At 71.0% G+C, this 15,806-nt stretch carries 11 protein-coding genes; 5 read left to right on the top strand and 6 right to left on the bottom strand.

Annotated features, from left to right (window positions below; genetic code table 11):
* Window positions 1–41: 41 nt before the first annotated feature.
* Together AB0L53_RS23915 and AB0L53_RS23910 are read right to left on the bottom strand one after the other, a co-directional pair.
* The gene (locus tag AB0L53_RS23915) at window positions 42–4,304 is read right to left on the bottom strand and encodes a HAMP domain-containing protein (protein WP_363997581.1); all 4,263 of its coding nucleotides are present in this window, start codon (window positions 4,302–4,304) and stop codon (window positions 42–44) included.
* 123 nt (window positions 4,305–4,427) lie between these two features.
* Window positions 4,428–5,240: an SAM-dependent methyltransferase gene (locus tag AB0L53_RS23910; RefSeq protein ID WP_363997578.1), complete on the bottom strand. Its 813-nt coding sequence runs from the start codon at window positions 5,238–5,240 to the stop codon at window positions 4,428–4,430.
* 187 nt (window positions 5,241–5,427) lie between these two features.
* Between AB0L53_RS23910 and AB0L53_RS23905 the strand changes: the two genes are divergently transcribed.
* The gene (locus AB0L53_RS23905) at window positions 5,428–7,560 is read left to right on the top strand and encodes an alpha/beta hydrolase-fold protein (RefSeq protein WP_363997575.1); all 2,133 of its coding nucleotides are present in this window, start codon (window positions 5,428–5,430) and stop codon (window positions 7,558–7,560) included.
* A gap of 18 nt (window positions 7,561–7,578) precedes the next feature.
* Here AB0L53_RS23905 and AB0L53_RS23900 read toward each other — a convergent pair whose 3' ends face one another.
* Genes AB0L53_RS23900 through AB0L53_RS23885 form a run of 4 tightly spaced genes read right to left on the bottom strand, consistent with a single transcriptional unit; the run spans window position 7,579 to window position 12,143 of the window.
* Window positions 7,579–8,400, bottom strand: a complete 822-nt coding sequence (locus AB0L53_RS23900) for a hypothetical protein (protein WP_363997572.1) — start codon at window positions 8,398–8,400, stop codon at window positions 7,579–7,581.
* Window positions 8,401–8,414: 14 nt separating this feature from the next.
* Window positions 8,415–9,209 (bottom strand): SDR family oxidoreductase, encoded by a 795-nt coding sequence (locus AB0L53_RS23895; RefSeq protein WP_363997569.1) that lies wholly within the window; start codon window positions 9,207–9,209, stop codon window positions 8,415–8,417.
* 47 nt (window positions 9,210–9,256) lie between these two features.
* Window positions 9,257–10,738, bottom strand: a complete 1,482-nt coding sequence (locus tag AB0L53_RS23890) for a long-chain fatty acid--CoA ligase (protein WP_363997566.1) — start codon at window positions 10,736–10,738, stop codon at window positions 9,257–9,259.
* On the bottom strand, window positions 10,725–12,143 hold the full coding sequence (locus AB0L53_RS23885; RefSeq protein ID WP_363997563.1) for a helix-turn-helix domain-containing protein: 1,419 nt from the start codon (window positions 12,141–12,143) through the stop codon (window positions 10,725–10,727). Before AB0L53_RS23885 ends, AB0L53_RS23890 begins: the two co-directional genes overlap by 14 nt.
* Window positions 12,144–12,326: 183 nt before the next feature.
* Here AB0L53_RS23885 and AB0L53_RS23880 point away from each other — a divergent pair, with 183 nt between their 5' ends.
* The 4 genes from AB0L53_RS23880 (at window position 12,327) to AB0L53_RS23865 (ending at window position 15,804) form a co-directional block, all read left to right on the top strand.
* Window positions 12,327–13,085, top strand: coding sequence for an ABC transporter ATP-binding protein (locus tag AB0L53_RS23880; RefSeq protein WP_363997560.1), 759 nt, complete (start codon window positions 12,327–12,329; stop codon window positions 13,083–13,085).
* Between the two features lie 66 nt (window positions 13,086–13,151).
* Window positions 13,152–13,868, top strand: coding sequence for an ABC transporter ATP-binding protein (locus AB0L53_RS23875; RefSeq protein ID WP_363997557.1), 717 nt, complete (start codon window positions 13,152–13,154; stop codon window positions 13,866–13,868).
* Window positions 13,869–13,870: 2 nt separating this feature from the next.
* Entirely contained in the window at window positions 13,871–14,752 is an 882-nt protein-coding gene (locus AB0L53_RS23870; protein ID WP_363997554.1) for a branched-chain amino acid ABC transporter permease, read from the top strand.
* A complete protein-coding gene (locus AB0L53_RS23865; protein ID WP_363997551.1) occupies window positions 14,749–15,804 on the top strand; it encodes a branched-chain amino acid ABC transporter permease in 1,056 nt (351 codons plus the stop codon). The genes AB0L53_RS23870 and AB0L53_RS23865 overlap by 4 nt, the downstream gene beginning before the upstream one ends.
* Window positions 15,805–15,806 lie beyond the last annotated feature (2 nt).

Genomic DNA, 15,806 nt, shown 5'->3' with positions numbered 1-15,806 from the left:
GGACTCCTGGGGATGGACACGAGCTTTCCCGGGGGACTGCGCTAGGAGGTCATCCAGCGCTGGATCACCTCGATGAGATGGTCGGAGTCGACCGGTTTGGTGACGTAGTCGCTCGCTCCCGCCGCGAGTGACTTCTCCTGGTCGCCCGGCATGGCCTTGGCCGTCACCGCGATGATGGGCAGGCCGACGTACTGAGGCATGGCCCGGATCGCCTCCGTGGCGGCATAGCCATCCATCTCCGGCATCATCACGTCCATCAGGATGAGGTCGGTCTCCGGATGGGCGATGAGCGTGTCGATGCCCTTGCGGCCGTTCTCCGCGTGCAGCACGTTCATGCCGTGGATCTCCAGCATGCTGGTGAGCGCGAACAGGTTCCTGGCGTCGTCGTCGACCACCAGCACCGTACGCCCGGCCAGCGTGTCGTCGACCTCCCGCCCGGCGGGCACGCCCACGTTGGCCGGCCGGACCAGGGGGAGCACGTCGCTCGGCTGGTCGGCGGTCAGGTGCAGGGCGATGCGCTCGCGCAGCTCGTCGAGGCTGGACAGCAGCTCCAGCGGCCGGTTGCTGGCGCGGGCTTGCAGGGTCGCCTCCTGCTGCGGGTTGGTGCGCCAGTTGTTGTAGGCCAGGACCGGCACCTGCTGGAGCGCGGGGTCGCCGTCCATGGCCTCCAGCAGGCCGTACGCCGCCATATCGGGCATGTCGATGTCGAGGACGATGCAGTGGCACGCCTCGGCGGCGAGCGTGGCAGCGGCCTCCTCCGCACCCGCGGCGGTGACCACCTCGACGCTCCCGTGGAGGTGGGCCAGGTCGCGGGTGTTGGCCAGGTCGGTCACGACGCTCTCGGCGACCAGGGACAGCAGCCCGCGCTGCCGCTCCTCGATGATCAGGAGCCGCCGTTGCTGCGGCACCACGGGCGCGGCGGGCAGGCTCTGCCTGGCGGCGGACGGCAGCGGCTTGGCCTCGGGGGCGGAATAGTCCTCGAAGTCGGGGCGCGCGATCGGCAGGTACAGGGTGAAGACGCTGCCCTGTCCCGGAGTGCTCTGCGCGGTGATGCCGCCGCCGAGCAGGTAGGCGATCTCGCGGCTGATCGACAGGCCCAGCCCGGTGCCTCCGTACTTGCGGCTGGTGGTGCCGTCGGCCTGCTGGAACGCGCCGAAGATCACCTCCAGCTGCTGCTCCGGGATGCCGATGCCGGTGTCGATGACCCGCAGGGCCACCGCCGCGCCGTGCGGGCGCGCGGGAACGGGCAGCTCGGCCGGGCCGGCCGGCTCGATCCGTAGCTCGACGCTGCCCGTCTCGGTGAACTTGACCGCGTTGGAGAGCAGATTGCGCAGCACCTGGCGCAGCCGCGAGTCGTCGGTGAGCAGCTCGGTCGGCACGCCCGGCATGGTGGTGATCAGGAAGTCCAGGCTCTTCTGCGTGGTCATCGGCCGGAAGGTGGCCTCGACGTAGTCGAGCAGCTGGCGCAGCGACACGCGTTCGGGGTTGATGTCCATCTTGCCGGCCTCGACCTTTGACAGATCGAGGATGTCGTTGATCAGCTGCAGCAGGTCGGAGCCGGCCGAATGGATGATGCCCGCGTATTCGACCTGCTTGGCCGTGAGGTTGCGGGTGTGGTTCTGGGAGAGCAGCTGGGCCAGGATGAGCAGGGAGTTGAGCGGGGTGCGCAGCTCGTGGCTCATGTTGGCCAGGAACTCACTCTTGTACTTGGAGGCCAGCGAGAGCTGCTGGGCCCGCTCCTCCAGCTCCTGCCTGGCCTGCTCGATCTCCAGGTTCTTGGTCTCGATGTCGCGGTTCTGGGTGGCCAGCAGCGTCGCCTTCTCCTCCAGCTCGGCGTTGGAGCGCTGGAGCTCCTCCTGCTGGTTCTGCAGCTCCGCCGAGCGGGTCTGCAGCTCGACGGTGAGCCGCTGCGACTCCACCAGCAGCTCGTCGGTGCGGGCGTTGGCGACGATGGTGTTGAGGTTGACGCCGATGGTCTCCATCAGCTGGTCGAGGAAGGCGCGGTGGACCGGGGTGAAGGCGTAGACCGAGGCCAGCTCGATGACGCCGAGCACCTGCTCCTCGGCCACGATCGGCAGCACGATCACCGAGACGGGGGCCGTGCGGCCGAGCCCGGAGGAGACGGTGATGTAGTCGGCCGGGATGTCGGTCATGGCGATGGTCTTGTGGGTGCGCGCCGCCTGGCCGACCAGCGCCTCGCCGATGCGGAACCGGATCGGCCGCTCGGGGTCGGCGGCGAAGCCGTACGCGCTGATGAGCTGCAGCTCGGTCTCCTCGGCCAGGAAGAAGGCCCCGTACTGGGCCGAGACCAGAGGTGCCAGCTCGTCCATCACCAACTCGGCGACCGTGGCCAGGTCGCGATGGCCCTGCATCAGCCCGGACATGCGGGCCAGGTTGGACTTGAGCCAGTCCTGTTCCTCGTTGGCCCGGGTGGTCTCGCGCAGCGACTCCACCATCGAGTTGATGTTGTCCTTGAGGTCGGCGAGCTCTCCTTCCGCGTCCACGGTGATGGAGCGCGTCAGGTCGCCCGAGGTGACCGCGCTGGTCACCGCGGCGATGGCGCGGACCTGGCGGGTGAGGTTGCCGGCCAGCTCGTTGACGTTCTCCGTCAGCCGCTTCCAGGTGCCGGAGACCCCTTCGACCTCGGCCTGGCCGCCCAGCCGCCCTTCGCTGCCGACCTCGCGGGCCACCCTGGTGACCTCCGCGGCGAAGGAGGACAGCTGGTCGACCATCGTGTTGATGGTGGTCTTGAGCTCCAGGATCTCGCCGCGCGCGTCGACGTCGATCTTGCGGGTCAGGTCGCCCCTGGCCACCGCCGTGGTCACCTGGGCGATGCTGCGTACCTGGTTGGTCAGGTTGTCGGCCATCGAGTTGACGTTGTCGGTGAGGTTCTTCCAGGTGCCCGCCACGTTCGGCACCCGGGCCTGGCCGCCGAGCTGGCCTTCGGTGCCGACCTCGCGGGCGACTCGGGTGACCTCGTCGGCGAAGGCGGACAGGGTGTCGACCATCGTGTTGATGGTCTCGGCGAGCGCGGCGACCTCGCCCTTGGCCTCGACGGTGATCTTCTGTGACAGGTCGCCCTTGGCCACGGCGGTGGCGACCTGGGCGATGCTGCGTACCTGGCTGGTCAGGTTGGAGGCCATGACGTTGACGTTGTCGGTCAGGTCCTTCCAGGTGCCCGACACACCACGAACCGTGCCCTGACCGCCCAGATTGCCCTCGGTGCCGACTTCGCGGGCGACCCTGGTGACCTCGTCGGCGAACGCCGAGAGCTGGTCGACCATCGTGTTGATGGTCTCCTTCAGCTCCAGGATCTCGCCTCGGGCGTCCACCCGGATCTTCTGCGACAGGTCGCCCTTGGCCACGGCGGTGGTGACCTCGGCGATGCTGCGTACCTGGGCGGTGAGGTTGTCGGCCATGACGTTGACCGACTCCGTGAGGTCCTTCCAGGTGCCGGAGACGCCCTTGACGTCGGCCTGGCCGCCGAGCCGTCCGTCGGTGCCGACCTCGCGGGCCACCCTGGTGACCTCGTCGGCGAAGGAGGACAGCTGGTCGACCATCGTGTTGAGGGTGTTCTTGAGCTCCAGGATCTCGCCTCGGGCGGCGACGGTGATCTTCTGCGACAGGTCGCCGCGCGCCACGGCGGTGGCCACCTGCGAGATGTTGCGGACCTGGGCGGTCAGGTTGCCGGCCATGAAGTTCACCGAGTCGGTCAGGTCCCGCCAGGTGCCCGCCACGCCCTTGACGTCGGCCTGGCCGCCCAGCTCGCCCTCGGTGCCGACCTCGCGGGCCACCCTGGTGACCTCGTCGGCGAAGGAGGACAGCTGGTCGACCATCGTGTTGACGGTGTTCTTGAGCTCCAGGATCTCGCCTCGGGCGGCCACAGTGATCTTCTGCGACAGGTCGCCCCGGGCCACGGCCGTGGTCACCTGGGCGATGCTGCGTACCTGGTCGGTGAGGTTGCCGGCCATGGCGTTGACGGACTCGGTGAGGTCCTTCCAGGTGCCGGACACGGCCGGCACCTCGGCCTGACCGCCGAGCCGCCCTTCGGTGCCGACCTCGCGGGAGACGCGGGTCACCTCGGAGGTGAACAGCGAGAGCTGGTCGACCATGCCGTTGAAGACGGAGGCGATCTCGCCGAGCAGCCCGTCGGCGTCGTCCGGCAGCCGGGTGCCGAAGTCGCCGTCGCGGACCGCGGTCAGGCCGGCCAGCAGCTGCCGGAGCTCCGGCTCGCCGACCTCGCCGACGTCACGTGTCCGCTTGGGACGTCCGGGCGAACGTGAGGCCCCCGCTGCGTCACTCATGTTCACCCCTGGTTCGATCCTGCAATTGTCAAAGCTTCACCAGGAGAATAGTCAAGCGGGCGAGTGCATCGTGCTCATCGTCGAGTTGCGGTCAAGCAACTGTCTTAATGCCCTGGTAGATGGTCAGGATTTGCGGCCGACAGCGCCATATTGCGACACTTCCTGGCCGCGATATTGGGTGGTGGGCTCGGGGCGCCACTTCGGCAGCGACACCATGCCCGGCTCGACCAGTTCCATCCCCTTGTAGAACTCCATGAGCTGCTCGGTCGTACGGATCGTGATGGGCGTGGCGCCGCTGTCGTTCCAGATGGCCGCGGCGCGGTCCATGGCCGGGCTGCTCACGCTGGAGGCGATGGTCAGGTAGCTGCCCGAGGGGAGCGCCCGCATCAGCTCGGCGACGACCGTGTACGCCTGCTCGTCGTCCGGCACGAACTCCACCACGCCCAGCAGCATCAGCCCGACCGGCTGCGTGAAGTCCAGCGCCTTGGCCGCGTGCTCCAGGATCGTCTCCGGGTCGCGCAGGTCGGCGTCGATGTACGTGGTCAGGCCCTCGTCGGTGCCGCGCAGCAGCGCGCGGGCGTGAGCCAGGACAATCGGGTCGTTGTCGACGTACACGATGCGCGCCTCGGGCGCGGCGGCCTGGGCCACCTCGTGGGTGTTGTCGGCCGACGGGATGCCGGTGCCGATGTCGAGGAACTGGCGCACCCCCTCTTCCACGACCAGGTGCCGCACCACGCGGGCCAGGAACTCCCGCTCGGCGCGGGCGATGACGGCCAGCTCCGGCATGACCTCAAGGATCTGCTCGCCCGTCTCGCGGTCGGCGGCGTAGTGGTCCTTGCCGCCCAGCCAGTAGTCGAAGACGCGCGCCGGATGAGCCACCGAGGTGTCTATGCGGCTGAGCTGTTCCATGACGTCGTCGTTCGCGTCCTCGGTCATCAGGGGTCCCCAGGTCGTCGCGGTAAAGGAGGGCTTATCTCGGCTCAGCCTAGAGGTCATTTCACTGGCAAATCGCAAGAATCACGACATGTGATCATTTGAATACTTGACACGGATCAAAGGGCACCAGGAAACTCTCCTGCACCACTGGACAGATTGTTCGGTAAACGTTTACAGGGAGCGACCGATGCCCTTATCTCGATGGAGCGGTGTCGGTGCGCTCATAGCCCTCGCCCTCGTCGTCCTGCTGGCCGTACCGGGAGAGGCGCGCGTGCGGGCCGGCCGCACCGGGACGATCACCGCGGCCGCCGCGCCCTCGGCGGCGCTGGGGGAGAACATCGCCTACAACCTGTATCTGCCGTACGGCTACGCCAAGGGCGCCGATCGCTACCCGGTGCTGTACCTGCTGCACGGGCGCGGCGACACGATGCAGGCGTGGACCCGGGTCAAGGACACGCTCGACGCGATGATCCGGACCCGGCGGATACCGCCGCTCATCGCCGTCATGCCCGACGCGCCGTGGAGCGAGCGCGGCAGCTGGTACGTGGACTCCCGCTACACCGGCTCCGACCTGCCAGGACGGCCGGTCGAGACCGCGCTGACCCGCGACCTGGTCGCCCACGTGGACGCGACGTACCGCACGGCGCCGATCCGCCAGGCCCGCATGGTCGGCGGCTACTCCATGGGCGGCTCGGGCGCGCTGCGCTTCGCGCTGGCCCACCAGGACCTGTTCGGCAGCGCCATCGTGCTCAGCCCGGCCGTCTACACGCCGCTGCCGCCGGCCGACTCCTCCACGCGTGACTACGGCGCCTACGGCCAGGGCGGCGACAAGTTCGCCGACGCGGTGTACCGGGAGTCGAACTACCCCGCCCTGCTCCCCAAGCTCGACCGGGACCTGCCCGTACGGCTGTTCGTGGCCGTCGGCGACGACGAGTACGCCAACCCCGACCCCGCCGACGCCCAGCACGACCTCGACTTCGAGTCCGCCGCGCTCTACAACGCGGCCCGGCGCTCGCCCGCGGTCTCGGCGCAGCTGCGCGTGCTCGACGGCGGCCACGACTGGACCGTCTGGGCGCCCGCGTTCGAGCAGGCGATGGCCGAGCTCGGCCCGGGGCTGAGCGTCACGCCGCCGGCCGGGCTGCCCGCCCCGCTGTACGGCACGGCCGCCCAGGACTGGGCCGGTGGCGTCGCGGCCCACGCCGACGGATCGCTGACCACCGGGTTCGCGGCGAGCGGGCCCGTCGGCGGCCAGCCGTACGCGGGCCGCCTCGACGCGGTGCTGGTCCGCGGCGGAGCGGCCGGCTGGACCAGGCAGCTCGGCACCGCCGCCGACGAGCGGTTGTACGGCGTCGCGGCGCTGCCCGACGGCGGCGTCCTCGCGGCCGGCTACACCAAGGGCGACCTGGACGGCCACCACGCGGGCAACGCCACGGACGACGCGTTCGTGGTCCGGCTCGACACGAAGGGCGCGGTCCGCTGGCTCACCCAGTTCGGCGCGCCGGGCGTGGCCGACCGCCTCTACGGCCTGGCCGCCGCCCCTGACGGCGGCGCCTACGTGGCCGGCTACACCAAGGGCGCGCTCGACGGGGCCAACAGCGGGGACAAGGACGCGCTGGTCGCCCGCCTGTCCGCCGACGGCGCGGTCTCCTGGGTCCGCCAGTACGGCGGGGTGGGCGAGGACAAGGCGTATGGAGTGGCCTCGGACGGGACGAACCTCTACGTGACGGGCAGCGCGACCTCTGCCCTGCCGGGGACGACCGCGCTCGGCGGGCTCGACGGCTGGCTCGCCGCCTACGACCCGAACGGGGCTCGGAAGTGGGCCACCACGGTGGGCGGCACCGGTGACGACCGGCTGAACGCGGTGACTGTCACCACGGCGGGCCTCGCGGTCGCCACCGGAGGCGCCGGCGGGGACCTGGTCGCGGCGGCATACGCGGGTACGGGCAAGCAGCGCTGGCAGGTCACCGTCGCCACCCCGGCCGCCGACGAGGGCGCCGCCGTGGTGCCGCTGACCGGGGGCGCGGTCGCGCTGGCCGGGTACACGCGGGGCCGGGTGGGCGTGGTGGCGGGCGCGGCCGACGTCCTGACGGTCCGGCTCGACGGCAAGGGGAAGCAGCAGGCCGCCGCCCAGCTCGGCACCGCCCGTGACGACGGCGTCGACCCGTTCTCCGAGGTCAACCTGTACGCCGCCGCCACCCCATCCGGGCAGGTGGCCGTCTCCGGCCTGACCTACGGCACACCGACCGGCGGCCAGGCACCGGGCAACGGCGACGTCTTCACCACCACGATCGACCCGGCCACCGGCCTGCCCAAGGGGTGATCCCAAGGGGTGATGAGGTCAGCCCGGGGTGAGGAGGCCCGCGTCGACGATGGCCCGGCCGAAGGGGCGGGCCAGCTCGGCGAGGCGTTCGCAGCCCTCCTCACCCAGCGCCGAGTAGGCGGGCAGGGCCAGCGCGTCGGTGCGGGCCTCGATGTGCTGGCGCAGTGTCTTGCCCTCGGCGCTGAGCGTGTGGCCGTCGAGGAGACCGCGTTCGCGCAGGCGCTCCCCGGCCGCTGCCCACTCGGGCTCCGGCCAGGCTCGGCTCAGCTTGAGGAAGTCCACCGGAACCTCCCCGCTGGCGGCGTGCAGCACGAGCGCGTCCAGCGGCCCGACACCCTCGGTGACCAGCGTGCTGATGTGCCCATCCCCACGGAACTCGCGCAGCAGCGTCTGCGCGTGCCACAGCTGGAGCAGCGGGTCGTCCGGCCAGGCCAGCGCGGCGTGCGCGGCGAACAGCGGGCGGCCCTGCGGATGCTCGCAGGCGGCCTCGGCGGCGCGGCGGGCCAGCGCGAGGACCGTGTCCAGCTCGGGCTGCTCGTGGATGCCCGCCCGGCGCATGGCCTCGTCGGCCGCCTCGTACCGCGCGGCCAGCACCTGCTCGGGCGTCGCCAGGTCCCAGGCGGCGGGCAGCGCCTTCCGTACGAGGTCGGGGTGGAAGTTGTAGAAGGTCGCGATGACCAGCTCGGCGGAGGCGCGGCCGAGTGCCGCCCCGCGCGAGGCGAAGTAACCGGAGCGGGCGTTCAGCCCCAGCGCGGCGTACCGCTTCCGGCCCTCGGGGACGAAGTAGATCATCCCGTGCACCGGCTCCAGCCGCCGCCAAGCCTGTCGCGCTGCCCTCATGTCAGCTTCCCCCTTCATGACAGTGAGTCCACGAACCGTGCCATCCCGGCCAGCCACCGGTCGGGATCGTCGGCCTTACGGCGGGCGAAGTCGGCCACCTCGGGGTGCGGGAAGATGTGGAACCGCTCCGCCGCCAGCCCCTCGACCACCGTGCCTGCCACGTCGGCCGGGTCGAGGATCGCCCCGGACGCGCCGACCGCGCGGGCCGTCAGGTGGTCCTCCGCGACGCCGCGCTCCAGCATGGCGGTCCGTACGCCCTGCGGGCACAGCACGCTGACCTTGACGCCCTTGGTCGCGTAGTGGATCGAGACCCACTCGGCGAAGGAGATGGCCGCCGCCTTGGTCACCGCGTAGGGGGCGTCGCCGGGGCAGCTGATCAGTCCGGCCGCCGAGCAGGTGTTGAGCAGGTAGCCGCCGCCCCGCTCGACCATGCCGGGCACGACCGCCCGCGCGGCGTACACGTGGGCCCGCAGGTTGACCGACCACAGGCTGTCCCACTCCTGGTCGGTGGCCTCCAGCCCATGCCCGGCGATGACGCCCGCGTTGGAGCAGAACAGATCGGGCGGACCGAAGGGCGTCTCCGCCAGCGCGGCCACCTCGGCCTCCACCGACACGTCAGTCCGCACAGCCACGGCCCGCACGCCCCCGGCTCGGTCGCCGATCTCCTTCGCCACCGCGCCCGCGCCCGCCTCGTCGAGGTCGGCGACCACCACTCCGGCCGCCCCCTCCGCGGCGAACCTGACCGCCATGGCCCGGCCGATCCCGCTCGCCGCCCCCGTGACGACGACGACCTTGTCCCGCACCCGCATGAAGCCACCTTCCTAACCGACCGCCCGGTATCCAGAACGTAGTTCTACTACTGGTGGCGAGTCAACGTCTCGATGGCGCGCTTGAGGATCTTGCCGGTGGGGCTCATGGGCAGCTCGTCGGCGAACGTGACGTGCCGGGGGTACTTGTAGGCCGCCACCCGCTCCCTGACGAAGGCCCGCAGCTCGTCGGCCTCGACCGGCGCGCGCAGCGTCACCACGGCCGCGATCTCCTCCCCGAGCTCCGGGTGGGGGACCCCGATGACCGCCGCCTGCCGTACGGCGGGATGCTCGTACAGGACCTCCTCCACCTCGCGCGGGTAGACGGTGTAGCCGCCCCGGATGATCACGTCGCGGCGGCGGTCGACCAGGAAGAAGAACCCGTCCTCGTCGACCCGGCCGAGGTCGCCGGTGTGGAACCAGCCGTCGCGGATCGCCTCAGCGGTGGCGGCCGGATTCTTCCAGTAGCCCTTCATCACGTTGGGGCCCCGGACGACGATCTCGCCGATGTGGCCGGTGGGCACCTCGCCGCCGTCCTCGTCGACCACCTTCATCTGGACGTCCTTGATCGGGCGGCCGATCGACCCCGGCCGGGTGCCGTTGCGGCCCCGGTTGGACGAGGCGACGGGCGAGGTCTCGCTCAGCCCGTACCCCTCCACGATCGAGCAGCCGAAGCGCGTCTCGTACGCCCGCAGCACGTCGAGCGGGAGCGCCGCCCCGCCGGAGACCAGGATGCGCAGCAGCGACATGTCGGAGGCGCCCGGATGGTCGAGCAGCGCGATGTACATGGTCGGCACGCCCTGGAAGACCGTGACGCCGTCCCGCCGGATGACCTCCAGCGCCCGGCCCGCCTCGAAGCGCGGCAGCAGCGTGAGGCGCGCGCCGGCCTGGACGGTGGCGTTGAGCGAGCAGGTCTGCCCGAAGGAGTGGTAGAGCGGCAGCGCCCCGAGCACGACGTCGTCCACTCCGAGCGCGTGCATGCGGGCGACGGCCGCGGCGTTGCCGCCGAGGTTGCCGTGCGTCAGCTCGACGCCCTTGGCCCGGCCGGTCGTGCCGGAGGTGTAGTGGATGACCGCCGTCTCGCCGTCCGCGCGCGGGGTGACGTCGTGCTCGGCCGCCAGGCCGCGCAGCAGCCGCTGGAACTCACCGGGCACGACGAAGAAGCAGTCGGTCAGGGTGCCGGCGGTGCCCGCCTCGGCGGTCTCCGCGAAGGCGTGCCAGGCGATCAGCAGGCAGGCCCCGCAGTCACCGACGTACGCGGCGATCTCCCGCCTGCGCAGCAGCGGATCCAGCGGGACGACGACCGCCCCGATCCGCAGCACCCCGTAGTAGACGACGGCGAACTCCGGGACGTTCGGCAGCATGATCGCCACTCGGTCGCCCGCGCCGATCCCGCGCAGCCGCAGCAGCGCGGCGACGCGGGCGCTCATCAGGTCGAGCGCGCCGTAGGTGAGCGCCTCGTCGTCGAGCGTGACAACCGTCCTCCCGCCGAGCCGATCGGCGACGGTGTGGAGCCGGTCAGCGAGATTCATGGAACGACCGTACGTCCCCGCTCCCACGTCGCTCATCGGTCACGGTGGCCAGTCTTTGCCCCCCTTGGTTGGTGTTGGGCGGCTGCTCGGGGGTGGGCGGCAGCGAGTCGTGCAGGGCGATCGCCACGAGCAGGTCGAGCAGGTCGTTGATCCGGCGCAGGCTGCGACCGGTGCGCTCCTGGATGCGGCGCAGGCGGTATTGAGCGGTATTGGGGTGGATCTGCAGCCGCTCGGCCGAGGCGCGCAGGTTGAGGTCGGCGGCGGCGAAGGCGCGGATCGTGGCGGTGAGCACGCCGCCGCGTGCCCGGTCCTCGGACAGGAGCGCGGTGATCCGCGGATCCACCAGGTGGCGGGCGGTGTCGTCGGCCCTCAACGCCAGGTACTGGAACGGCGAGAGCCGCGGCAGCGCGGCCACACCGCCGTCCTCCGGCAGGAACTCCAGCACGGTACGGGCCTCGTCATACGCCTGCGGGATCCCGGCCGTCCCGGCGACGACCGTGCTGATGCCCATCGCCAGCAAGATCCCCTCGCCCATGAGGCTCTCGCGTACGGCCTGCAGCCGCTCGCACAGCTCCTCCGGGTCGCCGCCGGGGCCGAGCGCGGGGATGGCGACGATCTCCGACTGCCGTACGACCGACAGCGTCCGGGTGCCGTTCGCCCCGGCCCTGGAGATGGCCGCGCAGGCCGCGTGCCGCGCGTCCACGCCCCGGTCGGGGCCCGTGGTGACCGGGTCCCCGCCGGCCACGAGCGCGCGCGGCCCGAGCAGGACCGCGATCACCACGAGCAGGGGCGTGCGGGTCTCGGACCCCAGACCGTACGCCTGGGCCGCGGCCAGTTGCCCGCCACGCGTGGGCGCGCCGCCGGCCAGCAGGGTCTCCAGCAGGTCCCTGCTCTCGTGTATGACCTCCGCCGCCGCGTAGTGCTGGAACTCCATGTACGCGTTGGCCGCGTGCGTACTGGCGAAGTCGCAGTAACGCATGATCGGGGCCGCCAGAGAAAGCGCGGCCTCGTGGCCGGCGGCCGAGTGGCCCGCCCGCTCCAACACCGACCCCCAGAAGACCCGCTGGCCGATACGGAAGGCGTTGATGTAGTCGGCCAGGGCGAGCCCGGCCCTGGCCCGCCGCATGGCGGCCCGGCGCGCGAAGGCGATGTCGTCGACTGTGGCCGTGCGGTCTTCGAGCATCACGGCCAGCTTGCTGCGGTAGTGACGGACCACTTGGTCGCGTACATCGGCGAGGAAGTTCTCGTCCTGAGCCGCGTAGGCGGGGATCTCGGCCCGCATCGTCTGAACGGCTGTGTCGGCGAGGTCGGCTAGATGATCGAGGAGCTCGGAGAGGATGCGCGTGCGCTGGACGCGGACCATCGCCGAACCGGTGAGCGTTTCCGTGCTGAAACCACCGGACATGCCGGGATGATCCATGCACTTTGCCAGGCGGTCAACAGGTCGTAACCGGTCCGAGACAGACCCTGTGCCCGGCGGACAACAGCCGGGACGCATCTTGGGTGGCCGTGCCCAATGTGGTGTCGGACTGGTGACTTCTACGCTTTCAGCACGTTGTTCGCCGCTCACCGTCAGCGGGAGGCCGGAGTGCTGGAGGTAAGCGAGCTCACGGTCCGATTCGGTGGCATCACGGCGCTCGACGGCGTGGGCTTCTCGGTGCGGCGCGGCGAGATGGTGGGGCTCATCGGGCCGAACGGCGCGGGCAAGACCACGCTGTTCAACTGCCTGACCCGCCGCCACGACGCCGACGCGGGCCGAGTCGAGTACGAGGGGCGGGACCTGCTCGCCGTACCTCCACACGCGATCGCGGCCTTGGGCATCGCCCGGACCTTCCAGAACCTCGGCCTCTTCCCGCGCATGTCGGTCCGCGACAACACGCTGGTCGGCGCGCACCACCGCGGCCGGGCCGGCTTCCTCACCGCGGGCCTGCGCCTGCCCGGCGTACGCCGTGAGGAGGCCGGGCTGCGCGCCGAGGCCGACGCGGTGCTCGACCGGCTGGCGCTGAGCGAGGTCGCCGACCATCCGGCCGCCGGGCTGCCGTTCGGCACGCTCAAGCGGGTGGAGCTGGCCAGGGCGCTGGTCGGCCGCCCCGAGCTGCTGCTGCTCGACGAGCCGGTGAACGGGCTCAGCTCGGCGGAGGTCGAGGAGTTCGCCGGCGTCCTGCGCGCCATCCGCGACGAGTACGACCTGACCATGGTCGTGGTCGAGCACCACATGGGCTTCGTCATGGGGATCTGCGACCGGATCGTCTGCCTGGACTTCGGCCGCAAGATCGCCGAAGGGGCGCCGGCCGAGGTCCAGCGCGATCCCGGGGTCATCGAGGCGTACCTGGGGACCGCCGTATGAGTGAGCGAAGCGAACGAATCATCCAATACAGCGCGTGTCACTTATGCGACCGACGAAGGAGGGCGCATGAGTGAGCTGGTGGTGACGGACCTGGTCGCCGGATACGGCGACGCGAAGGTGCTGCACGGGCTGAGCCTGTCGGTCGGTCCGGGGGAGATCTGCGCGATACTCGGGCCGAACGGCGCCGGCAAGACGACCTTGCTGCGGGCGCTGTCCGGCATGGTCCGCGGGCGCGGCAGCGTCCGGCTCGGCGGCACCGAGCTGACCGGCCGCTCGCCGGACGCCATAGCCCGGCGCGGCGTCGCCCACGTGCCCGAGGGCCGCGGCACGTTCATGCCGCTCACCGTCGAGGAGAACCTGCGCCTGGGCGCCTACGTACGCCGGGGCAGAACCGGCGTGGACGCCGACCTCGACCGCATCTACACCTACTTCCCGGCGCTGAAGCCCAGGCTGCGGCAGACGGCGGGCAGCCTCAGCGGCGGCGAACAGCAGATGCTGGCCATCGGCCGCGCGCTGATGCTGCGGCCCCGGCTGCTCCTGCTGGACGAGCCGTCACTGGGCCTGGCGCCGCTGGTCACCCGGGAGCTGTTCCGCATCGTGCGGGCGATCAACGAACAGGAGCGGACCACCGTGGTCGTCGTCGAGCAGAACGCCCGTCTCGCCCTCGGCATCGCCCAGCAGGCGCATGTCCTGGAGACCGGCCGGATCGTGCTGTCGGGCACGGCGGAGCGGATCAGGGCGGACGAGCAGGTCGCCCAGTCCTACCTCGGATACCGGGTCTAGCCATGGCCGGCTTCCTGCAGCAGGTCGTCGAGGGGCTCGGCGCGGGCGCCATCTACGCCAGTCTGGCCCTGGCGCTGGTGCTGATCTACCAGTTCACCGGCATCGTCAACTTCGCCCAGGGCGAGCTGGCGATGTTCTCCACCTACCTGGCCTGGCAGTTCACCGCCGCCGGCCTGCCGTTCTGGCTGGCGCTGGTCATCACGCTCGTGGTGTCGTTCGCGGGCGGCATGCTCATCGAGCGGGTGATCATCCGCCCGGTCGAAGGCGCTCCCGAGCTGACCGTGGTGATCGTCACCGTGGGGCTGTTCATCTTCGTCAACGCCGCCGCCGGGTGGATCTGGTCCTTCACCATCAAGGACTTCCCCAACCCGTTCCCCGAGGGCGCGCTCACGGCAGGGAGCGTCAGCGTGGGGTACTCGACGCTGGGCATCCTCGGCGTCGTCGCCGTGGTGATGGGCCTGCTGTACCTGCTCTTCCAGCACACCAAGATCGGCCTGGGCATGCGCGCGGTGGCGTCGAGCCCGCAGTCCGCCCGGCTCGTCGGCATCCGGGTGGGCTGGACGCTCGCACTCGGCTGGGGCCTGGCCGCCACGGTCGGCGCGGTGTCCGGCGTGCTGGTGGCGCCGCTGCTCTTCCTGGACCCCAACCTGATGGGCGGGGTGCTCATCTACGCGTTCGCGGCGGCGACGCTCGGCGGGTTCGACAGCCTGCTGGGTGCGGTCGTGGGCGGCCTGATCGTCGGCGTGGCCGAGACCCTGGCTGGGGCCTACGTCGGCTTCATCGGATCGGATCTGAAGATCGGGGTGCCGCTGGTCATCATCCTCGGCGTCCTGCTGCTGCGGCCTCAAGGGCTGTTCGGGCGAGCGGTGGTGGAGCGGGTATGAGCGAGTCGGCGGAGGCGACCGGTGCGCCGGTCGCGAAAGGGCCCGATTCTCCGGTCGCGAAGGAGCCGGGAGGGCGGGTCGCCCGGCGGTGGCGGGTGCCCGCGAACTGGCGCTGGACCATCGTGGCCCTGCTGCTCGCGCTCGCCTGCTACGCGCCCTTCCAACTGGTGCCGTTCCGGGTCTTCCAGTTCACCATGGTGCTGATCTACGCGGTGGCGCTGCTCGGGCTGAACCTGCTCGTCGGGCACGCGGGCCAGATCTCACTCGGGCACGGCGCCTTCTTCGCCGTCGGCGCCTACACCGCGGCCATCCTGCTGCACAGCTGGGACGTGCCCTACCCGGCCACGCTGCCGGCCGCCGCCGTGGTGGCGTTCGCGCTGGGGCTGGCGCTCGGCGTGCCCGCCGTCCGGCTGCGCGGCCTCTACCTGGCCCTGGTGACCCTGGCCATCGCGATCTTCCTGGTGCCGCTGCTCAAACGGTTCGAGTCGGTCACCGGCGGCTCCATGGGGCTGACGCTGGCCAAGCCGGCGCCGCCCGCGTGGACGGGACTGGCCGAGGACCAGTGGCTGTACTTCCTCACACTGGCGGTGGCCGTCGTGGCGTTCCTCGTGACCCGCAGCGTGTTGCGCTCGCGGGTCGGACGGGCGCTGCACGCCATCCGGGACAACGAGGCGGCGGCCGAGGTCATGGGCGTGCGGCTGTCGTTCTACAAGACGCTGTCCTTCGCCTGGAGCGCGATGCTCGCCGGGATCGCGGGCTGCCTCTACACGTGGGTGATCGGGTACGTCTCGCCGGACTCGTTCGTCGTCACGCTCTCGATCACGCTGCTGGCCGGCCTCGTCGTGGGTGGCCTCGGCTCGTACTGGGGGCCGCTGCTGGGCGGGCTGTTCGTCATGTTCGTGCCGAGCATCTCCCAGAGCGTGAACGACGCCGCGCCCGGCGTCGTCTTCGGCCTGCTGATCATCGCGGTGATGTACGTCGCCCCGACCGGCCTGGCCGGGCTGGCGGGCCGCGCGGCGTACTCGATCAAGAAGTCCCTCCGGAAGGAGTAACA

Source organism: Nonomuraea sp. NPDC052129, assembly GCF_040680095.1.
Lineage (GTDB): Bacteria > Actinomycetota > Actinomycetes > Streptosporangiales > Streptosporangiaceae > Nonomuraea.
This window is presented reverse-complemented; position numbering and strand designations above follow the sequence as displayed.

Bases quoted from the DNA above. Each gene is read 5' to 3' on its own strand.
- AB0L53_RS23910 (WP_363997578.1), bottom strand. From the start codon at position 5,240: ATGACCGAGGACGCGAACGACGACGTCATGGAACAGCTCAGCCGCATA.
- AB0L53_RS23895 (WP_363997569.1), bottom strand. From the start codon at position 9,209: ATGCGGGTGCGGGACAAGGTCGTCGTCGTCACGGGGGCGGCGAGCGGG.
- AB0L53_RS23905 (WP_363997575.1), top strand. From the start codon at position 5,428: ATGCCCTTATCTCGATGGAGCGGTGTCGGTGCGCTCATAGCCCTCGCC.
- AB0L53_RS23865 (WP_363997551.1), top strand. From the start codon at position 14,749: ATGAGCGAGTCGGCGGAGGCGACCGGTGCGCCGGTCGCGAAAGGGCCC.
- AB0L53_RS23890 (WP_363997566.1), bottom strand. From the start codon at position 10,738: ATGAATCTCGCTGACCGGCTCCACACCGTCGCCGATCGGCTCGGCGGG.
- AB0L53_RS23900 (WP_363997572.1), bottom strand. From the start codon at position 8,400: ATGAGGGCAGCGCGACAGGCTTGGCGGCGGCTGGAGCCGGTGCACGGG.
- AB0L53_RS23915 (WP_363997581.1), bottom strand. From the start codon at position 4,304: ATGAGTGACGCAGCGGGGGCCTCACGTTCGCCCGGACGTCCCAAGCGG.
- AB0L53_RS23870 (WP_363997554.1), top strand. From the start codon at position 13,871: ATGGCCGGCTTCCTGCAGCAGGTCGTCGAGGGGCTCGGCGCGGGCGCC.
- AB0L53_RS23885 (WP_363997563.1), bottom strand. From the start codon at position 12,143: ATGTCCGGTGGTTTCAGCACGGAAACGCTCACCGGTTCGGCGATGGTC.
- AB0L53_RS23875 (WP_363997557.1), top strand. From the start codon at position 13,152: ATGAGTGAGCTGGTGGTGACGGACCTGGTCGCCGGATACGGCGACGCG.